The following is a 20,354-nucleotide window of genomic DNA, read 5'->3' on the forward strand; positions in this document are numbered from 1 at the left end:
GAGATGTCTAGATTAAATGAATTGATAGCAAAGAGCGATCGCATTAAGCACTGAGTCAAGAAAACTGATGGTGTAGAGTAGCCCAGAATTGCAATTAGGCTAGTCAGTGAATTTTTCCCGAAATCTGGAATATTTTAACTGGGAATGGTTAAAACCCCGCGACTTTCTTGTTGACCACCAAATTGAAAATTTGGTGCGGGTCTTAAAGCCAGTTATTCATCCGCCAGTCGAACAGAATACCCAACTGAATTCTGACTCCTGACGGATGTATTCTGTTTGATAAAACAAAGAAATACAAATACAAAGCTTAAAAATCTAGAAATAGTAGATTTATTGGTTTAGGGCGTGTCATCAATTAGATGTCAATATAGTATAAAATCGATAGCCAAGCGCGAATTGAGTCATTGGAGGAGTGCTAAAATGACGCGCCGCTATGCTTTGCGGGATGACCAGTGGGAATGTATCAAAGACTTACTACCAGGACGAAAACAGACGGTCGGAGTAACTGCTAAAGATAATCGATCGTTTGTCGAAGCAGTGTTGTATCGTTACCGAGCAGGCATTCCCTGGCGGGACTTACCCGAACGATTTGGCGATTTTCGAGTAGTTCATACCCGTTTCAGTCGATGGGCAACGGGTATTTGAAGCGTTAGCCGAGGATGCAGACAACGAATATGCGATGATTGACTCGACCATTGTGCGTGCCCACCAACAGAGTGCTGGGGCAAAGGGGGGGGGACGCAGTAAGGGTGGATTGAGTACTAAGATTCACGCTCTGGTGGATGCCTTGGACAATCCTATCGGCTTTCACCTAACTCCTGGAAAGATGTGATCTTAATGGAGCCGATGTTTTGCTTAACGAGCTTGCTACTGATACAGTTCTGGCTGACAAGGCATACGATGCTGATGAACGCGTAATTGAGCGACTTGAACAACAGGGCAAAACGGCAGTTATTCCGCCTAAATGCAACCGTACTGTTAAGCGTGAGTACGATCGAGACTTGCACAAAGCACGACATCTAATTGAAAATTTCTTTGCCCAACTCAAACAATATCGAGCGATGCCTACGGCAGGCTACGCCTACGTCACACGTTATGATAAGCGGGCAATCAACTTTCTCAGCGCAATTTATCTTGCTGCTGCTGTTATCTGGCTTAATTGATGACACGCCCTAGACGTAAGCAACAAGTTAAATATTCACGATCGAGATTCATAAAAAAAGATGTTAAATCCCCAAAATCACTTGCGTAAGTTGCGTAATGGCTCCTTAATTAATCTAAAACTGGGTGACTGGACAATTAAATCGAAGCTGCAAGGGTTGTTCTTAGGAGTTAGCCTTGGTTCTGTAGTAGTAGTTAGTGGGATTGGTTGGTATCAAACACAAGCTACCCTTAGAAGCAAAATCGCCGAGCAACTTTCCGGTGTACGTACAACCAAAGCCGAGCAGTTTGAGTCGTACTTTGAAAATTTGAATAACCAAGTGGGGATGCTAGCGGCAGATGGCAACATTGTGAAAGCAATGGTGGATTTGAATGGGGGTTTCCGCAACCTGGAGCGCAACTTTATTCCCCCCGAATGGGATAGAGCAATGGAAGCTTACTACACCCAACAATTTTTTCCTCGCTTGAAAAAGAATCTCTCCTCTGAAGAACTGAACCCCAGTGCCTATCAGCCTCTCGGACAAGCAGCTCGCTATCTCCAGTATTACTACATTGCTTCTAACCCCAATCCAGTTGGCAAAAAAGACCAGCTCCTTGATGCTGGTGATGGCAGCGCTTACACCAAGGCTCACGCCAAATATCAAAAATTCTTTGCAGGAATTATCGAAAAATTTGGTTATTACGATTTATTTTTGATTAATCCTAAAACAGGAGATATCATCTATTCCTATTTTAAAGAGACAGATTTTGCCACTACTCCACTACAGAGTTATGACTCCCGGAATGGACTAAAGGAATTGGTGCAAGCAGTCCAGACAAATCCGACTCAAGGTAGCATTCAGGTTGTTGATTTCAAACCTTACCGTGCCTCTTATAATGCTCCAGCTGCTTTCCTGGGAACGCCGATTTATAGCGGTTCTAACATGATTGGCATCTTGGCAGTGCAAATTCCCATTGAAAAGATCAACAACGCTATTAGCCGGAATAATAATTGGGAAGGCAGTGGTTTGCAGAAAACGGGGGAAGCTTATTTAGTCGGACCCGATTCACTAATGCGTTCGACATCTCGTTTTTGGGTTGAAGACCCCAAAAAATATCAAAATGCTGTTCGTTACACGGGGACTGACCAGAGAACTCTGCAACTGATGGAGAACTTTAACACTACCATTAGCTTACAGAAAATCAATAGTTCAGCCGCTAAAGCCGCCTTAGAAGGGCAACAAGGGATGATGGTAGACCGCAACTATCGGGGGGCAGAAGTATTGAGTTCCTACACTCCTTTGAAGTTGAACGGGTTAAATTGGGGGATTATAGCAGAGATGGAGGTAGGGGAAGCTTATCGTCCGCTTTACACGTTACAGGTAATTTTGCTGATAGCAGCGACGCTTTTCTTACTGGGGACGGCGTTTTTAGCGGCAGTTGCTGCGAAAATTTTCACCTCTCCCCTGCGTCGTTTGACTGATAGCGCCCGGAAACTTGTTGCTGGGGAACTGGATACAGAAGTTGATGTGATATCCCTTGACGAGTTTGGGGAATTGGCAACAGAGTTCAAAGAGTTGGCGAACAAATTACATCAAACTGAGGAAGAGCTGGAAACCAAGAAGCAGGAAAACGATATTCTCTTGCAGAATATCTTACCAAGAGCGATCGCCGAACGCAGGAAACAAGGAGAGCTATCCATTGCGGAAAACTTCAAGCAAGTAAGCATCCTCAATGCTCATCTGGCTGGGATTGCTGCGTTGAACAAACGCCTGTCACCGCCAGAGATAACAAAATTGCTCACTGAGCTATTTGATGAATTTGATGACTTTGCAGAACGCTACGGCTTGGAACGACAGAACTCCCTGAGTACAAGCTATGTGGCGGTGTGTGGACTCACTGAAGTGAGATTTGATCACAGCCAGCGAACTGTTGATTTTGCCCTAGCCATGTTAGACATAATCCAGCGTCTGAATGTTAATCACAATTCTGCCTTGGCTTTACGCATCAGCATTCATGCAGGTTCTGTAACCGCCGGGGTAGTCGGAACACAAAAACTTGGGTACAGTGTTTGGGGAGAAACAGCGTATGTAGCAACCAGTCTTCAAAGCCAAGCTGATTTGAACTATATTTTGATCACTCAGAGTGTGTACGATCGCATAGCCGATAGCTACACATTCATCCAAAACCCGGTCGTGAAAATTAGAGGTCTGGGAGAAGTGGAAACCTGGACGCTAGTAACCACCAGGAAGTTAGTTCTAACTCAGGTGGAGTTGGTTCAGTCATCCTTTGAAAAAGTAAAGCCCATTGCTGATAAGGCTGCTGAACTGTTCTATCAACGACTGTTTGAATTAGCACCTTCCTTTCGTCCTTTATTTAAGGGCGATATGAAACAGCAGGAACGGAAGCTAATGACTACGCTTGCTCTCGCCGTGGAAGGTTTACGTCAGCCAGATCAGATTATCCCCGCCCTCCAAAAGCTGGGTCGCAACCATACGGGTTATGGTGTCGAGGCAGAATACTACGATATTGTCGGTGAAGCATTGCTGTGGACGTTAGCCCAAGGATTGGGTGAAGAGTTTACTACGCCAGTGCGAAAAGCATGGGAAGAAGCTTACACATTCCTGAGCGAAATTATGAAAGAAGCAGCAGCGGAAACTGAGTTGGAAAAAATAGGTGTTTGAAGGAGGCAGGAGGCAGGGGACAGGAGGCAGAAGGCAGGGGGCAGGGGGCAGGGGGCAGGGGGCAGGAGGGTTTTAAGACTTAATTTTTTGAATGCTTGACACTAAAATTCCTTGAAATCTATCGACTTCTTCCAAAACGGGAGTAAATAGTTCAGGGGATGCTAATCCAACTTCCTTGGAAATAATTAACTGAGTGTCAAGTTCCCGAAGCGAACCTAAAGCAATATGTAGAAATTGGATATATTCGTTCTGCGTTCGTCTTCCATACCCTTCTGCTATATTTGATGGCACAGAAACTGCGGAGCGCCTAATCTGGCTAGTTAATCCGTAAAGCTCAGATTTCGGAAATTTTTCGGTAAGTCGATAGCAGTTAATGGCAAGCTTGACTCCACGCTGCCAGATAAATTGCTCTCTGTAGCTCATGGTTTAGAAGTTTGAAGTAGGAAGTTGGGAGAAACTAAACTATTCTACACCTCCTGCCCCCTGCCTCCTGCCTCCTGCCCCCTGCCTCCTGCCCCCTGCCTCCTGCCCCCTGCCTCCTGCCCCCTGCCTCCTGCCCCCTGCCTCCTGCCTCCTGCCTTTTTCCCCGCTACTCACTGTTTATTGTTCGTAAAAAAAACAATCATGGATAAATCATTTCTGGGATGGATATTAATTTTGGGGCTGGGTTTTCCATTGTTCGGTATACTGCTTGGTGAAGCTGCCTCAAGATTGGAACGGCAGCAGCACCCCTTAGCAGTTGCTCTGCGTCAGATACGGGAGTATGTGTTACCTCCCTTAGCCATAATTTTGGTCATGCGACAGCTTTTAAGCGTCGCTGGCAAAGATTCTTGGGCACGTTTTGTGGAAACGTTAACTTGGGTTGCCGTGATTGTGGCGGGAATCTCTTTAATTAACGCCCTGTTGACCACAAAAAAACAACCGATCAAATGGCAAATTCATGTACCTAGTCTGTTCTTTCAGGTAGCTAGGGGTGTGGTAATTTTTGCCATTGGTTATCACATTATCAATGGAATTTGGAATATAAATTTGGCTGGCTTGGGCAGCGCTGTGGGCATAGCTTCAGCAGTAATTGCCCTAGCGCTGCAAGATACTCTCAGTAACCTGGTGTCAGGATTACTGCTGCTATTTGCCAAACCTTTCAAAACAGGTGATTGGATTGAGTTAGATGGAAAGCAAGGACGGGTAATTGAACAAAACTGGTGGTCAGTCACTATGAAAAATCCGGTGATGACATTCAACGTTCCCAACGGAGTGTTGTCGAAGGCAAGCATTATCAATTACGGTCAGAGAGGAATCTGGAAAAGTATTTACGCCTCATTTTCTTATGACGATTCTCCTGGTGAAGTGATTTCAGCCCTAAATACTTTGACGGAGGGTATAGATACGATCGAAGCCAAAGATCCTGCTCTGGTTAGTTCCTATGAAGACTTCAGTATTACTTACAAGCTTTCTTATAAAGTAGTGCCGGAAAAAGATTGGATCGTTTCAGCGGAACTCAAATTTCGACTTTACTATATAACCAAACGTTATGGCTTTACTATGCCTTATCCGATTCAAGTGCAGTACGATGTCGATACTCAAAAAGGAATACCAAGCCGGATTCCTCAAATAGTCGAGAACCGCCAAGAGGAATTGGTAACTTATTTGCGATCGCTCCCATATTTCCTAACGCTCAATGATAATCAAATTGAAAAACTGAGCGAACGGGCTAGATTTAAAGCCTATGGTAAAGATGAGTTAATTATTCAGGAGGGTAAAGAAGACGAGGGACTTTATATTATCTTCAAAGGCACGGGACAGGCTTATCTCAAAGACGCGCAAGGGAACCGCAAGATAGTAGATGAACTAGAACTTAACGAAGTATTTGGTGAAATGGCTATCTTTCCAGGGGAGGTAAGCCCAGTTACAGCGATCGCCAATGAAGATGTTGAGGTTGTAGTGATTCCAGCGGACGAGGTTGTTGAAATAATCGAGTCTAACAACAAATTTGCCTCCGAAATTATTGAGTATATCGAAGAACGGAAAAAGATGGTTCGACTTGCTAAAGGAATTAAGGAGGATGTGAATCTGCCAAATAACAAAAATGGTCGCCGAGTCCAAGTGGGAAGATAATATATGTCATTAATCAGGATCGAGATAACTAGAGCAAAAAGTTTCAGAAATTACTTATTTTTGTTCGGCATAGTTTTACTATTAATAGCCTGCGCCGATCGATCAAAAACCTCAAAAGCAAATATTGACAATCAGGCTGGTGCGGACAAATCTTCAAAAGAAAATTTAGGTATTCACAAAGTCGAGAGGAAATTAGTTAAATCACTCTCAACCCAAGACTCAGCTCAACAAGGCATTGCGCTTCCGCAGGTAAACCCCCTAGAACTAGAGGGAACAATAGCGATATCGGGAACTCAGGTAGTTTTACCGATTAGTCAGGCTATTGCTCAACGCTTTATCCAAGACGGGTATCCTAGTAAGATTAATCTCGCTGGTATTGATACAGTCGTTGGCTTCAAGCTATTTTGCCAAGAGAAAAAAATAGATATTGTCAATGCAGTTCGCCCGATTACCAGTCAGGAGTTAGCCGCCTGTGCTAAGTCAGGTATTCAGCCGATCGGCTTTCAAATTGCCACCGATGCAGTGACTATTGTAGTTAGTTCTCAGAATAATTTCGTCCCAAATACTCTGACACGCGACGAACTGGCAAAGGTATTTACTGTCCAAAAGTGGTCAGATGTCAATCCCAAATGGCCACAAGAGCTGATTAAACGCATTGTTCCAGAGGGGGCTGGTACTGGGGGAGCAATTGACTTGTTTGCCGAAGCTATTCTCAAGGGGAACTTTAGCCAACTTACTAGTGCTCCCAATACGATATCTTATGACTTTGTAGAGCAGTTGCACTCAGAAGCTTTAATTAATCCTTACATGGTTGGCTTTTTAGAGTATGGCTCTTATCAAGAAAACCGCGAGAAGTTGAGGGCGATCGCTATTGATAAAGTAGACCCTTTCCTCCCAGGATATCCTCTAACTCGCCCTTTGTACATTTATGCAGATGCCAAAGCGATTCGGAACCGACCGGAATTAGAAGGATTTATTAACTATTACTTGACCTATGTGGGCCAAGAAAGTTCTACTCTGGGCTACCTTCCAGTTAAAGCAACTGTATTGGATGAATCAAAAGCTAAGTTCTTACAAGTGAAAGGTAATAAAGAGTTATTGAAGTCAGCAATTAAAAAAAATAGTTAGTGGGGCAATTATTAACGTTTAAATCATGAATGCAAACAGAGATTTAGCTGAGGCTGATAAGCAAATACAAATTTATTACGACCCAAGCGATACTAATAACTTTTTGATAAAACTTATTGGTGGCGAACACGTTCATATAGGTTTATTTAAACAGGTTAATTAACTGATTTAATGCTGGAGAAAAGGAACTGAGTCGCCGGGTAATTTTGAACTTTAAAAATAATGAATAAGAAAAAACTAACTAAAAAAGTGATGACTTTCTGCACAACTACTGCGGGGAAATTGTTAACAATTACAGGAATAGCTATGTTCACCTCCTCTGTTTATTTGGGTGATGCTCAGGCTCAATCTCTCACTAACAATAGAAGTTTATCTCCGAAGACAGAAGGCAGAGGAGCCACTGAGAAAGCTCATAAAGCCTCCTGCCTCACTTCTCTACGAGAGGCTGCGCCAACGACTACGCTCAGTGACCACCTGCCTCCTGCCTCTTGCCTCGTTTATTAATAGCCCAAAATCTCGGGGGAATAGTCCGAAAAATCCCCCTAGAAGAAGTAGCACTTCCCGCAATGTCTTCAGCCAAGACAGCGACCAATGCTAAATTTAGCCAAGCCCGAATTGAATTGAAGTCATATGGTTCTTTAATCTACATACTCAGAGGTCAAAACCAACAAGGCTTTGAAGTTGAAGTACAAGTTACTCCCGGCGGCACTCTTATTCAAGTTGATGAGCAAATAGAGATGAGTGGAGTTCCAGAAACTGCTGTAAAAGCTTTCAAAAAATGGGCACCAAACGATCCACTTATCAGCACTTGGCGGAGTACGCGTCTTGGCGAACTTTTCTATCAATTTGTTATTCGGAATTTTTTCTTGAACCTTAATGTCTCAACCACTCTTTACTTGCGGCTGCGATCGGATAAGCGTTACTTCATCACAGGTCAGAAATATGCAAAATACCGTAAAAATCAAGTAATAATATACACTTTTATTCCAAATTATTTATGTAACATATCGTAAAAATATGCTTATTTTCGTCACAAATGTTACAAAGCTAAACTTGCATGGGCATATTAAGAATGCTTATTTTGCAAGAAAAAACAATGACAGCTACTTTATCTGGTTATCAACTCCTCGAAACCCTTCACTCCGGTAGTAAAACCGTCATTTATCGTGGACGGCGAGAAACCGATAATGTCCCTGTGGCGATCAAAACTCTTCTGTGCGAACATCCACCCCTGGAAGATATTGCTCGACTGCGCCACGAATATCAAATCATTGAGTCCCTGCAAATTCCTGGCATTGTTAAAGCCTACGAGTTAAAGAATTATCAGCATGGTTTGGCTTTGGTATTAGAAGATATTCCAGGTTGCTTGCTCAAAGAAGTGATTGCGACTCAAAAAACTACCTTGATTACTTTTCTTAAGGTGGCGATTAATTTGGCACAGACTTTAGGAGAGCTACACGCCCAAAAAATTATACATAAAGATATTAAGCCGCACAATATTTTAATCAATCCCGAATCAGGGGAAATCAAACTGATTGACTTCAGTATCTCCTCGCGCCTCGATCGAGAAAATCCTACTTTGAGCAATCCTAATTTGCTTGAAGGTACACTTGCCTATATGTCGCCTGAGCAAACAGGTAGAATGAACCGAGTGTGCGACTATCGCACCGACTTTTATTCGTTGGGTGTCACCTTGTATGAAATGCTAACAGGTACGCTGCCATTTTATGCTAGTGACCCGATGGAGTTAATTCACTGTCACATCGCCAAAATGCCAGTCGCACCCTGTAGCGAAACCGTGTGTCGTGTTCTGGGAGATGTGCCAGAGGCGATTAGTGCAATTATTTTGAAATTGTTAGCGAAAACAGCAGAGGAGCGGTATCAAAGCGCTTGGGGACTGAAAGCGGATTTAGAGGAATGCTTGTTTCAACTTCAAGTGATTGGCAAGATTGAAAACTTCGTACCAGGGAGACAGGACAAATCTGGGCATTTTTTGATTGGGCAACAACTCTACGGACGCGAAGCAGAAGTAGCAACATTGATGGCTGCATTTGAGCGTGTAGCAGGTGGTAGCAGCGAATTTATGCTTGTTTCCGGTTATTCGGGCATTGGCAAGACGAGTGTGGTCAATGAAGTTCATAAACCGATTGTGGGGGCAAGGGGTTATTTCATTGCAGGCAAGTTTGACCAATTCAAACGCAATATTCCCTATGCATCGTTGATTCAGGCATTCCAATCTTTGATTGGGCAATTACTAACTGAAAGCGAAGCCCAAATCCAAGTGTGGAAAGAGAAACTGTTAACCGCATTGGGAGAAAACGGGCAAGTCATTATTGATGTGATTCCCGAAGTCGAACTGATTATTGGAACTGTGCCACCTGTTACACAACTGGGAGCCGCAGAATCTCAAAATCGTTTCAATCGCGTTTTTGGGCAATTCATTGGGGTATTCACGAACCAAGACCATCCCTTAGTTGTTTTCTTGGATGACTTACAGTGGGCAGATTCGGCATCACTGAACTTAATTGAGCGATTGATGACGGATACTGAGCGCAAATATTTATTACTAATCGGGGCATACCGTGATAATGAAGTGTCGCCCACCCATCCATTGATGATGAGTTTGTCCAAAATTCAATCCTCTGGTGCGGTGGTGAATAACATCGTCTTGTCATCATTGCAGTTAACGGATGTAGAAGCGTTAATTAGCGATACATTGAATCACATAGAACGCAGTCAGCCACTAGCAGAATTACTATTCCATAAAACCGGAGGAAACCCCTTCTTCTTAACACAACTGCTGAAAACCCTACACCAAGAAGACTTACTAACATACAACTTCCATTCAGGAGTATGGCAATGGAATATCCAACATATTCAAGCAATCGGCATTGCTGACCTGAATGTTGTTGAATTGACAGCGAGAAATATTCGCAAACTGTCATTAGAAACGCAACAAGTTCTAAAACTCGCTGCTTGTATTGGTAATACTTTTAACTTAGATGTATTAGCGATCGTTAATGAAGCATCTTCTCTAACAACTGCGGCGCAATTGTGGCCAGTCCTGCAAGCTGGGTTAATTCTGCCGTTAAGTCAGGACTACAAAATTCCCTTAGCGTTTAGTCAGGAAGAATCTGACGGAATTAATTTAACTGATGTCAAGGTTGATTACAAGTTTTTACACGATCGAGTACAGCAAGCGGCCTATTCTCTGATTCCCGACGATCGCAAGCAAGCAACTCATCTAAAAATTGGTCAATTACTACTGCAAAATACGACACCAGAAGAACGCAAAGAAAATATATTTGCTTTAGTTAATCAACTCAATTATGGTACTGATTTACTGATATCTGAAGCAGAAAAATATCAACTTGCAGAACTAAACCTCATCGCCGGTCAGAGAGCAAAGGCAGCCACAGCCCATGATTCCGCCATCAAATATTTGCAAGTTGCTTTGGGATTGTTAGCAGAAGAAAGCTGGAAGTGTGAATATGAACTGACATTAGCACTGCACTCAGAAGCGGCAGAGGCAGCTTTTTTGAGCGGTGATTTTGAAGAAATGCAGAGATTGTCTGAGATCGTCCAAAACTGTGCTGTGACACTACTGGACAAAATTAAAGTGTATGAAGTCCAGATGCAAGCTTATATGGGGCAGAATAGGCTGCTAGAAGCGGTTAACACAGCGCTACAAGTTTTAAAGCTGTTAGGGGTGGAGTTTCCTCAAGAACCGAACGCGTCAGACATTGGGCAGGCACTAGGAGAAACTGCGGCAATTTTGAACGGGCAGCGAATTGAGGATTTAATTGAGCTACCTCAAATGAGCGATCGCTATAAATTAGCAGCCATTAGACTTTTGTCAAGTATCTTTGCTCCTGCATATATTGTTGCTCCTGCACTGTTGCCCTTGACGGTGTGCAAACAAGTACAATTATCCGTCGAATATGGTAATGCTGCCGTTTCTGGGTTTGCTTATGCCAATTATGGTTTTCTTCTTTGTGCCATTGTGGGGGATATTGATTCGGGTTATAAATTTGGTCAGTTGGCTTTAAATCTAGTGTCAAAGTTAAATGCTCAAGAAATCAAAGCCAAGACAGTTTTCATCGTAAATTTATTTATCCGACATTGGAAAGAGCATCTGAGAGAAACCTTAGAGCCTTTGCTGTCAGGTCACTCTAGCGGAATGGAGACAGGAGATTTGGAATATGCAGGCTATAGTCTATTCCAGTACTCCTGTTTAGCTTACTTTAGCGGTAAAGAACTAACTGTCCTTGAAAGAGAAATAGCAAGAAACAGAGATGCTATTCATAAAACCAAGCAAGAAACAGCGCTTTACTATATAGAAATCTATTGGCAGGCTACCTTAAATCTACTGGGAAAAAGTGAAAATCCCTGCCTTCTCAAGGGTGAAGCCTGCGATGAACAGATAAGGTTGCCACTGCACCAGCAAGCAAACGACAATGGGGGAGTTGGCTACATATATTTGAACAAATTTTTGCTTTGTTATTGGTTTGAGAATTACTCGGAAGCGATTGAGAATCTCGCTATAGCGGAGAAGTATTTAGATGCAGTGGTAGGAATGCCCCTTGTTCCTGTATTCAATTTTTACGATTCTTTAGTACGGCTAGCGGTGTATCTCAACACCCAAGAATCAGAGCAAAAGGCCATCCTCGATCGCGTCCAAGCTAATCAAGAAAAAAGCCAAAAATGGGCGGATTATGCCCCAATGAATCATTTACACAAATTCTATTTGGTAGAGGCAGAACGGCATCGGGTTTTAGGCGAAAAAATCGAAGCGATCGAGATGTATGAAAAAGCGATCGCACTTGCTAAAGAAAACGAGTACATCAACGAAGAAGCGATCGCCCACGAACTCGCAGCCAAATTTTATTTGTCATGGGGTAAAGAAACGATTGCTCAAATCTACATGACTAATGCCTACTACGCTTATAGCCATTGGGGTGCTGTTGCTAAAGTCAAAGATTTAGAAACACGCTATCCGCAATTAATTTTGCGGTCAAATACAGAAAAAATAGAAACGAATTACCTGCACACTCTTCAAACAAGCTCTACGACTACAGGAGGCGCTCAGATTCTCGACTTCATGACAGTGATGAAAGCTGCACAGGTACTGTCAGAAGAAATGGTGCTAACTCAGTTGCTCGAAAAATTGATGAAGATTGTGGTCGAAAATGCTGGCGCTCAACAAGGTTACTTTATTGCCAAGCACGAAAATAAATGGCTGCTAGAAGCGATGGGCATAGTTGTAGGTAAGGAGGTTAGTGTTGTTATTAACGCAGAGGAGAAAACCAATTCCCTCTTACTCCCAGTTGCCTTATTAAATTATGTCGAAAGAACCAGAAACAATCTGGTTTTAGACAATGCTGTTAAAGACTCTCGTTTTGCGGCTGATGCTTATATCACCACTTACCAATCCAAATCGATTTTGTGTTTACCGCTGATTCATTCTGGCAAGTTTACTGGTATTATCTACCTGGAAAATAATCTCATTTCTGGTGCTTTTACCCCAGAACGGGTAAATGTGCTGAGTCTGTTGATAGCACAAATTTCGATTGCGATCGACAACGCCCGTCTCTACACCAACCTGCAAGCCTACTCGCAACAACTAGAAGCTAAATCACAAGAACTCGAAGCTAAAAATGAAGCTTTCCAAGCATCCGAAAAGCGCGAACGAGAAAAAGCTGAACAACTTGCACAATCCCTGCACAAACTCCAACAAACTCAGGCTCAACTTGTGCAGACCGAAAAAATGTCGAGCTTAGGGCAACTAGTAGCAGGCGTTGCCCACGAAATCAATAATCCAGTCAATTTTATCTTTGGCAACCTAACTCATGCCAACACCTATACCCAAGAGGTGCTGAGACTGCTGGAACTTTACCAGAAATATTACCCATCTCCCCATCCAGAGATTCAGGAAGAAGTAGAGGCGATGGATCTAAAATTTCTGCTGGAAGACTTGCCCAAGCTACTCTCTTCTATGCGGGTTGGGGCAGACCGAATTCGCCAAATTGTCGCTTCTCTGCGAACTTTCTCACGTATGGACGAAGCCGAAATTAAAGCCGTTAATATTCATGAGGGCATTGAAAGTACCCTGATGATTCTGCAACATCGCTTCAAAGCAAAGTCAGATCGTCCGGGTATTGAGCTTATTAAACACTACGGCAATCTGCCCCAAGTGGAATGCTATGCAGGACAGCTAAATCAAGTGTTTATGAATGTGTTGAGTAATGCGATTGATGCTTTAGAAGAGTCATTAACAGATAATCAAGGACAAATAAAAATTCCAACTATTACTATTTACACTGAACAAATTGACGCTCATCAAGTCGAAATTCGGATTGCAGACAATGGGATGAGTATACCAGAGCCTATTCGCCGCCGCTTGTTCGATCCTTTCTTCACCACAAAACCTGTGGGTAAAGGAACAGGTATGGGCTTGTCGATTAGCTACCAAATTGTCACCGAAAAACATGGTGGTTCACTGTCTTGCACTTCAGAACCCGGCGAGGGAGCGGAGTTTCAAATCCGTATTCCAGTTTGCCAGGAAGTTAGTAACTTTCCCCAGTAGTTTGAAGACTGATAGTTTTTTAGTTTTTATTGAGCAAATATTAATTGGTTTCATCATTGTCGTCTGTTTTCAGCCCTATTAGATAGCTCTTTCTGTGGCTGGTTTGTTCGCAAATAGCTGTAACGCTAAACCCGCTTGGTGAAATCTTTTGCCCTCACCCCCAGCCCCTCTCCCTAAGAGAGAGGGGAGCTAGACATTCAATTCCCCTTCTTTTTTGGGAGAAGGGGTTAGGGGATGAGGGCGTGAGGGATTTGCAAAACGCGTGTCTGATATAGTTTTCACCTTAAGTTAACACGTATGAGCAATGCTGTGCCCCTACGATAGATGTGGTTCAAATACATGAAGACTGCTGTAAAATAGCTGTTCATCCATTAGTTTGTGACTTGAGAAGGAGTTTATACTTCAACTTAGTATTATCAAGTAAGGCGATCGCTGCTTTTTTCTGCCTAGTTTCAGTTCGTAGCCGAGCTTGCAATTCATTAATAGTGTCGCTCTGAGGAGCGATTTTTACCACTGAATTTTGAGTAGTTGCGATCGCTCCCTCACAACCCCAAATTTAGCATTAGCCTTTGAAAAGGATGTCATAAAGTGACAGTAAAACCTCTACCACAATCAAAATCACCACATACCACTCTACTCGCTGACTACTGCTATGCTGCATGAACTCCAGCACTGTTTGGGCGGTTTGGGCAATTAGCTCTAGTTTACGTTCTAGGGCATGGTGACGCTCACGGATTTCGTATTCATCTTCCAAGCGCAGATATAAGTTTTCTAGCTGTGGAGATTCCCAGAGTAACTCCGGCTTATCGATAATTTCTACTTGACCTACAATCTTATGTTGAACTAATAGGGTAGTCCCTAGTTGACGCAGTAATTCTCGGCTTTGTTGTCTACTCCTGTTTTCACGCTGGAGACTAGCTGCAAATGGTTCAATTTGATCGAATACAGTCGCTAGGCTGGTTTCATAGTGAGACAGTACAACACTCTTGGCGAGAATATCAGCCACTATTTGCAAGCGTTCTATACTCAATTCATGCAGTAAAATTTTTCCTTCTTTAGCTCGTTCACTCTCACTAATACTGAGATGAACTTCCACCTCTTCTGTTTCCGGGTCGGCAAAAGGGCCGCTAATTTGAGAGGATAGTTTGGTCAAAAAGGCTACTTTTTCTACAGGCTCAAGGTTAAACAGGACAACTGCACCATAGCCCAAGAGTACTGCGTAGCCTTCCTCACCGACTTTAACCAATACTGGCATACTCGCCAAGCAAACGTAATTCTCCAGCGTCTGTAAATTAATACCTTTACCAAGGAATAGGGCCTGCGCTCTAAATCTATCTTTGTCATTAAAAAGGAGTTTTTGCATTGTTGCCCGGAAGCTATATTCTGCCTGCTTTACTGCTCTGGTAGCGATAGTAATTTATGCCTGTTGTCAGAAATAACTACAATCTCAGCTTACCATTTCGTCTTTCCCCTACACCCCATACCCTGTTTTAGATACTCTTGCGCTTTGAATAAATTACAGCGCTTTTCAAGTAATTGAACGACACTCCCTCCAAAATTGTTAGAGTAAATAAAGTTATGAGGACGCAAATATGACTGACAAAAATCGTTCTCAATGGGACTTAGGCAGGTTTATCGAAACCCTGACTTACTTTGAGGTAATTCCTTTCCTTAACTGGGTACAGCAATTAATCCAAGGTCGTCCTAAGGATAATCAATATAGGCCCAATGGAGGAAGCAACGTGGGTGTAATATTAGTAGCAGGTGCAACAGGTGGTGTCGGTAAACGAGTAGTGCAGCGATCGCTCCAACAAGGTTATAAAGTTCGCGCTTTAGTTCGAGATATTGACAAAGCGCGGTCAATTCTTGGTAATGATATCGATTTAGTAGTTGCGGATATCACGCAACCAGAAACTTTAACTCCTTTAGTTATGGCTGATATTCAAGCTGTAATTTGTTGCACAGCAGTACGCGTACAACCAGTTGAGGGAGACACAGCAGATAGAGCCAAATATTATCAAGGTGTGAAATTTTACCAGCCAGAAATTGTTGGCGACACTCCCGAAAATGTAGAATATCAAGGAGTCAAAAACTTAGTCGAAGCGGCGGCAAAATATTTACCCCAAGCAAAAGAAAAACTAATATTTGATTTCACCAAGCCATCAGCAGAATTAAAGGATAACTGGGGAGCGCTGGATGATGTCGTCATGGGTGGCGTGAGTGCCAGTAATATCCAGTTAGTAGAAAATACAGCTTTATTTGCTGGTAATGTCTCCACCGCTAACTCTGGCGGATTTGTTTCTATCAGAACGAAGAATTTTGATCCACCCTTCAACCTATCTGGTTATGAAGGAGTGAAATTGCGCGTTAAAGGTGACGGTCAGCGTTATAAAATCTTTCTACGGACAGATACAACATGGGATGGTATTGGCTATAGCTATTCTTTCGATACTGTAGCTAATACTTGGATAGATATTCAGATTCCCTTTGCCGATTTGATTCCCGTCTTTCGGGCAAAAACTGTCAAAGATGCACCGCCAATTGAGCAAAGTAGAATTTGTTCATTCCAACTGATGTTGAGCAAATTTGAACATGATGGCGCTTTAAATCCCAAATTTTCTCCAGGTAGTTTTACTTTCCAGTTGGAATCAATTAAAGCTTATGGCGGGAAAATTTTACCACAATTTATTCTCGTCAGTTCAGCAGGTGTGACTCGTCCCGGTCGCCCTGGCATTAATTTAGATGAAGAACCGCCAGCAGTGAAATTAAACGATCAATTGGGAGGAATTCTAACTTGGAAGTTGAAGGGAGAAGATAGTTTAAGAGAAAGCGGAATTCCTTATACAATTATTAGACCTTGTGCTTTAACTGAAGAAGCAGGTGGTAAGGAATTAATATTTGAGCAAGGTGACAATATTAGAGGTAAAATCAGCCGCGAGGATGTGGCAGAACTTTGCGTGCAAGCGCTAAAACTAGGAAAAGCGTCTAACGTCACATTTGAGGTTAAACAGGGAGAAAATACTGTCAACTATATCGATTGGCAGAGTTTATTTTCTAACTTACAACCAGACGAAAGATGAAATATCTACAGATTTCTAGTCTGTAAATTATCTCAATCAAGTCTGGTTAAATATAGCGGTTCTCAGTTGAGCGAGGTACAAGAACCCCACCCCCAACCCCCTCCCCGCTCTTCGAGAGGGGACTATGATTATGATGTACCTCGTGTGAATTAGTAAACACTATAGACTGTTCTAACAAGTCAGCTATTGGTATGAAAAAAATCAAGGTGGTAGTAATCGCCGGGATTTTAGTAACAATTATTTGGGGCAGTTTTTTTTCTAAAACTGCCTCATCGCAGCAAGTAGAGTCCCGCATCTACAATCTGGAAGCGGATTTGAATCGTGTTGAGTCGCGGTTAAATCAGCTAGAGTCTCAGCTAGGTAAAACTCGCCAGTCTCCATCCTCAAGAACAACGCTTACCCCACGACAATCAACTCGTTCTAGAGGTAACTTATCACAGCAAGATCCGATGTTCGATCGGCTTGCAACTTTGGTGGTTGAATTGAAGCAACAAGTCAATAAATTAGAGCAGCGAGTTGCTAAATTAGAATCACGCTAAATATTTAATCAAATTTCAAAAGGGTAGTATCGCAAGGCGGAATTAAAAATTAAAAATGAATACATTAAGGCAAGAGACGCGATGAATCGCCGTCTCTACAATAATCAGTCTTTCGTCTTGACGGCAATTTTCAACTTCAATTCTTGTAAAAGTTCAGTGCTAATGGGTGATTTTGCCAGAATTGGATGTTTAATACCTCCCCAGACACTTCCAGTACGGATACGATGGGAAACTAATATTTCAGGAATTTGACTAGAAATTAAAACCTGTGGTGGTGCGAGTTGACCGAGCGATCGCGCTCTCTTGTAATGATATGATTCTGATAGAGCCAGATCGAGTTGTTGAGCGATAATTTCTGGGGTTTGTGTTGCCGAATCTAGTAATAGAATATAGTGTGGAGGAGCGGCAATGGGCATCAAGCTTTTAAAATTAGTTTCTTGCAAGTTCAACATAGTCAAAGCATTATTTACAAAGGTTTCTTGCAACTTTTCGCCCACCAAATCGCTAACAGCTTGATGTCGTCCGAGAAACTCTAAACAGGGAGTATGGCGATAGTAATGAGTTACCCGGATGCGATCGCCAATTCGATAACGATACAAACCTCCTTTCTGGGATAAAATAATCGTGTATTCCTTGCCAATGTTGAGTTCGTGTAAACCATGCAGGGAACCAGTCTCATCCTCAAACTCGAAAAACACTTCATCGAGAACCGGCACACATCCCCCAGCGACAATCAAGGGAATCGTCATTGGGGCTTCGGTTGCTAGTAGTCCTTTACCTTGGATTAATATACCTGGAAATTGCGATAGCGAGGCGCTGCTGCTAAAAGCAGAACGCAATCCCTGAGCTTGATCTGCTGCATTGGCACTATCCCAGCAAGAAATCAGCTTCAAATTTTGCCAGAGTTGCATCCAGGGAATATTGCTTTCGCACAGATGTTGCAGCCGGTGATGTGAAATCCGGTTGTGTAATTCTGTTCGCAATAAGTCCTGATTTTCTTGAATATATTTTAAATGTACTTGTAGAAAACTAGGACTCCAAATAGAAATAATTTCTAGTTTTTCAGCCTCTAATAATGCTAAAGCCAGTTGATGTTTAAATAAGTTCGCGTCATGTAGGCGATTAAGTTTATTTGGCATCACCAACCAAGGACGCAAAAACCAACGCAACCAGCCATCTAAATAATCTAAATCATCTTGTAAAGTTTGGCTATCCGCTACATTTAATTGCGGCGAGATACAAGCATAAATCTTGCCTGTGTAAAATTTCGGGCCATTTACAATCAAATCATACGCCCACACACAAAACATTTGATTAAACGATCGCCGCAAAGATTGAGTATAAGGAATCCATTTTACCGCCCCACTACTACCAGAGGTTTTTTCGTAGAATAAAATGGGTTCTGGTGTGAGGGAAATTTGCTGCTGTTTCTGATTTAAGTAAGGTTCGAGTGCATCATAATCTACGATTGGCACACGCTGCCAATCGTTTACAGAATGAATTCCCAAAGTTTTACCATACTCACTCTTGATTAGGCGATCGCAAATTTCCTTCTGTACAGATGTCTGCATTAACTCTGGGTTATCCAAAGCTTGATGAAATCGCCTCGCAGTTGGCGCGAGGATTTGCCCAAAAAGCTGAATAATCGGACGCATTATTGCACCTTTTGATTAGGATAAAGGTTGCTGGCTGCTGGTAAATAAGAACCATCGCCAATGACTACACCGGCAGCAAGATTAGATCCGGCTCCCACAAAGACATTGCTGCCAATCTTGACTTTTTTGACATACAACATTAAATTTTGCTTGCGGGGTTTAATGATGTGAGAATAGATACCAACACCATGCCCGATAACGACGCGATCGCCAATTTGTAATAAACTGCGATCGGCAATCTCCAATCTTGTTGTCCAGTATACATCTCGCCCCACTTTAGCACCCCACAATCGCAACCAACAGGAAAACACCCCCGGAATCAGTCGCAGCACTGCTTCCAACACCGGAATTGCAATATAAATTACCTGGATTTGATGACTACCCCACCAGGGACTATATTCTTTACCTTGTAGATAACTAACACCTTCGCGCACAGGATAAACCCATTCATGCAAGCGGTAAACTAGCACTGGTAGCCCATAAATAGAAAAGAACATCGCCAGAATGCTGAAGATGTTGGGTGAATAGGCGAGGTAGACTATTGCTGCCCCAGTTAGCAATAATATAAAGGTGGGAAAAAAGGAAAGAATTTTACTTAGAACTGTCATGAAAATGGGAAGAAAAGTTTTTGGAACAAGTTTAATGAGCTAGAAATTCCGATTATAGACGGCATTTTTTTGCTTTCATAATATGTTCCATGTAACTTATCCCAAATTTTCATATTAGCCCCATAGTTATGATTGTGGACTTCGCGGCAATGATGCCAAGCATGATCCTGTGGTAAAATTAGCCAAGAAGATAAAAATTGATAAAACCATCTATTTTCAGGAATTATCAAGGGGCTATGTCGCCATAAATCTAAGGCAGAAGTTAGACTTACTCCAAGTACATAACCTGTTGGATCGGCTAACAGATACAAAAACAAAGTGTGTATCCATAAATAAATAATTAGCAAACTTGTCCAAAGTGTGTTGCGAGAAGTTCCTAATACATCCATCTGAGTAACAGTATGATGGACTTGATGAACTTTCCACAACAATTTAGTATGTAATAAACGATGATTCCAATAATATAAATAATCAACCACAACAAAACTGATAATAAAAGCCGGAATTAATGATACTTTGAAATATCCTTGTTGAGTGGGTATTAAATATTGATAAAGCCAATAAACTAAAGTAGCTTGTAGTAAAGGAATCAATATTCCTTGAATTGTTAATCCTGTAGCATCTATTACCCAATCTTCACGACTTTTAACTTTGAGTTGAGTTCGTCCAACTTGATTGATAATAGTCCAACCCACTAATCCGATAAAAGAACCAAAAATTAGTAGTTGTGAAAAGTTTTGTATTTCCACTTCTGATTGCTCACACTGATTTTAAACATGGGTTTTACCCCACCCTAACCCTCCCCTTATAAAGGGGAGG

General features: G+C 42.3%; 16 protein-coding genes and 1 pseudogene. 11 read left to right on the forward strand and 6 right to left on the reverse strand.

Annotation, left to right across the window (positions count from 1 at the left end):
* Positions 1 to 106: 106 nt before the first annotated feature.
* From V7K84_RS07920 to V7K84_RS07930, 3 genes and pseudogenes are all read left to right on the forward strand, one after another.
* On the forward strand, positions 107 to 262 hold the full coding sequence (locus tag V7K84_RS07920; RefSeq protein ID WP_334837250.1) for a hypothetical protein: 156 nt from the start codon (positions 107 to 109) through the stop codon (positions 260 to 262).
* A 158-nt stretch (positions 263 to 420) separates the two neighbouring features.
* Positions 421 to 1,163, forward strand: a pseudogene (locus V7K84_RS07925) (IS5 family transposase).
* A gap of 60 nt (positions 1,164 to 1,223) precedes the next feature.
* Positions 1,224 to 3,824 carry an adenylate/guanylate cyclase domain-containing protein gene (locus V7K84_RS07930; protein ID WP_334837251.1) on the forward strand — a complete coding sequence of 867 codons (2,601 nt, stop codon included), beginning with the start codon at positions 1,224 to 1,226 and terminating at the stop codon, positions 3,822 to 3,824.
* A 72-nt stretch (positions 3,825 to 3,896) separates the two neighbouring features.
* Here the strand turns inward: V7K84_RS07930 and V7K84_RS07935 are convergent, their stop codons facing one another.
* Positions 3,897 to 4,247 carry a four helix bundle protein gene (locus V7K84_RS07935; protein WP_026103962.1) on the reverse strand — a complete coding sequence of 117 codons (351 nt, stop codon included), beginning with the start codon at positions 4,245 to 4,247 and terminating at the stop codon, positions 3,897 to 3,899.
* Between the two features lie 201 nt (positions 4,248 to 4,448).
* Between V7K84_RS07935 and V7K84_RS07940 the strand changes: the two genes are divergently transcribed.
* From V7K84_RS07940 to V7K84_RS07965, 6 genes are all read left to right on the forward strand, one after another.
* Complete coding sequence (locus V7K84_RS07940; RefSeq protein WP_334837252.1) at positions 4,449 to 5,939, forward strand: cyclic nucleotide-binding domain-containing protein; 1,491 nt, start codon at positions 4,449 to 4,451, stop codon at positions 5,937 to 5,939.
* 3 nt (positions 5,940 to 5,942) lie between these two features.
* Entirely contained in the window at positions 5,943 to 7,067 is a 1,125-nt protein-coding gene (locus tag V7K84_RS07945) for a substrate-binding domain-containing protein (RefSeq protein WP_334837253.1), read from the forward strand.
* 25 nt (positions 7,068 to 7,092) lie between these two features.
* Positions 7,093 to 7,230: a hypothetical protein gene (locus V7K84_RS07950; RefSeq protein WP_334837254.1), complete on the forward strand. Its 138-nt coding sequence runs from the start codon at positions 7,093 to 7,095 to the stop codon at positions 7,228 to 7,230.
* Positions 7,231 to 7,289: 59 nt separating this feature from the next.
* The gene (locus V7K84_RS07955; RefSeq protein ID WP_334837255.1) at positions 7,290 to 7,571 is read left to right on the forward strand and encodes a hypothetical protein; all 282 of its coding nucleotides are present in this window, start codon (positions 7,290 to 7,292) and stop codon (positions 7,569 to 7,571) included.
* Between the two features lie 62 nt (positions 7,572 to 7,633).
* Positions 7,634 to 8,080 (forward strand): hypothetical protein, encoded by a 447-nt coding sequence (locus V7K84_RS07960; RefSeq protein WP_334837256.1) that lies wholly within the window; start codon positions 7,634 to 7,636, stop codon positions 8,078 to 8,080.
* Positions 8,081 to 8,163: 83 nt separating this feature from the next.
* On the forward strand, positions 8,164 to 13,653 hold the full coding sequence (locus V7K84_RS07965; protein ID WP_334837257.1) for a trifunctional serine/threonine-protein kinase/ATP-binding protein/sensor histidine kinase: 5,490 nt from the start codon (positions 8,164 to 8,166) through the stop codon (positions 13,651 to 13,653).
* 364 nt (positions 13,654 to 14,017) lie between these two features.
* On the opposite strand, the gene V7K84_RS07970 is transcribed toward V7K84_RS07965, so the two are convergent.
* Both V7K84_RS07970 and V7K84_RS07975 read right to left on the reverse strand, forming a co-directional pair.
* Positions 14,018 to 14,167 carry a hypothetical protein gene (locus V7K84_RS07970; protein WP_334837258.1) on the reverse strand — a complete coding sequence of 50 codons (150 nt, stop codon included), beginning with the start codon at positions 14,165 to 14,167 and terminating at the stop codon, positions 14,018 to 14,020.
* Between the two features lie 48 nt (positions 14,168 to 14,215).
* The gene (locus tag V7K84_RS07975) at positions 14,216 to 15,016 is read right to left on the reverse strand and encodes an RMD1 family protein (protein ID WP_334837259.1); all 801 of its coding nucleotides are present in this window, start codon (positions 15,014 to 15,016) and stop codon (positions 14,216 to 14,218) included.
* 229 nt (positions 15,017 to 15,245) lie between these two features.
* Here V7K84_RS07975 and V7K84_RS07980 point away from each other — a divergent pair, with 229 nt between their 5' ends.
* Complete coding sequence (locus V7K84_RS07980; protein ID WP_334837260.1) at positions 15,246 to 16,733, forward strand: CIA30 family protein; 1,488 nt, start codon at positions 15,246 to 15,248, stop codon at positions 16,731 to 16,733.
* A gap of 191 nt (positions 16,734 to 16,924) precedes the next feature.
* A complete protein-coding gene (locus tag V7K84_RS07985; RefSeq protein ID WP_334837261.1) occupies positions 16,925 to 17,272 on the forward strand; it encodes a hypothetical protein in 348 nt (115 codons plus the stop codon).
* A 104-nt stretch (positions 17,273 to 17,376) separates the two neighbouring features.
* On the opposite strand, the gene V7K84_RS07990 is transcribed toward V7K84_RS07985, so the two are convergent.
* Genes V7K84_RS07990 through V7K84_RS08000 form a run of 3 tightly spaced genes read right to left on the reverse strand, consistent with a single transcriptional unit; the run spans position 17,377 to position 20,284 of the window.
* The gene (locus V7K84_RS07990) at positions 17,377 to 18,927 is read right to left on the reverse strand and encodes a GH3 family domain-containing protein (protein ID WP_334837262.1); all 1,551 of its coding nucleotides are present in this window, start codon (positions 18,925 to 18,927) and stop codon (positions 17,377 to 17,379) included.
* Positions 18,927 to 19,535 (reverse strand): DapH/DapD/GlmU-related protein, encoded by a 609-nt coding sequence (locus V7K84_RS07995; RefSeq protein ID WP_334837263.1) that lies wholly within the window; start codon positions 19,533 to 19,535, stop codon positions 18,927 to 18,929. Before V7K84_RS07995 ends, V7K84_RS07990 begins: the two co-directional genes overlap by 1 nt.
* Complete coding sequence (locus V7K84_RS08000) at positions 19,532 to 20,284, reverse strand: sterol desaturase family protein (protein ID WP_334837264.1); 753 nt, start codon at positions 20,282 to 20,284, stop codon at positions 19,532 to 19,534. The genes V7K84_RS07995 and V7K84_RS08000 overlap by 4 nt, the downstream gene beginning before the upstream one ends.
* Positions 20,285 to 20,354 lie beyond the last annotated feature (70 nt).

Source organism: Nostoc sp. (assembly GCF_036917315.1).
GTDB lineage: Bacteria > Cyanobacteriota > Cyanobacteriia > Cyanobacteriales > Nostocaceae > Nostoc.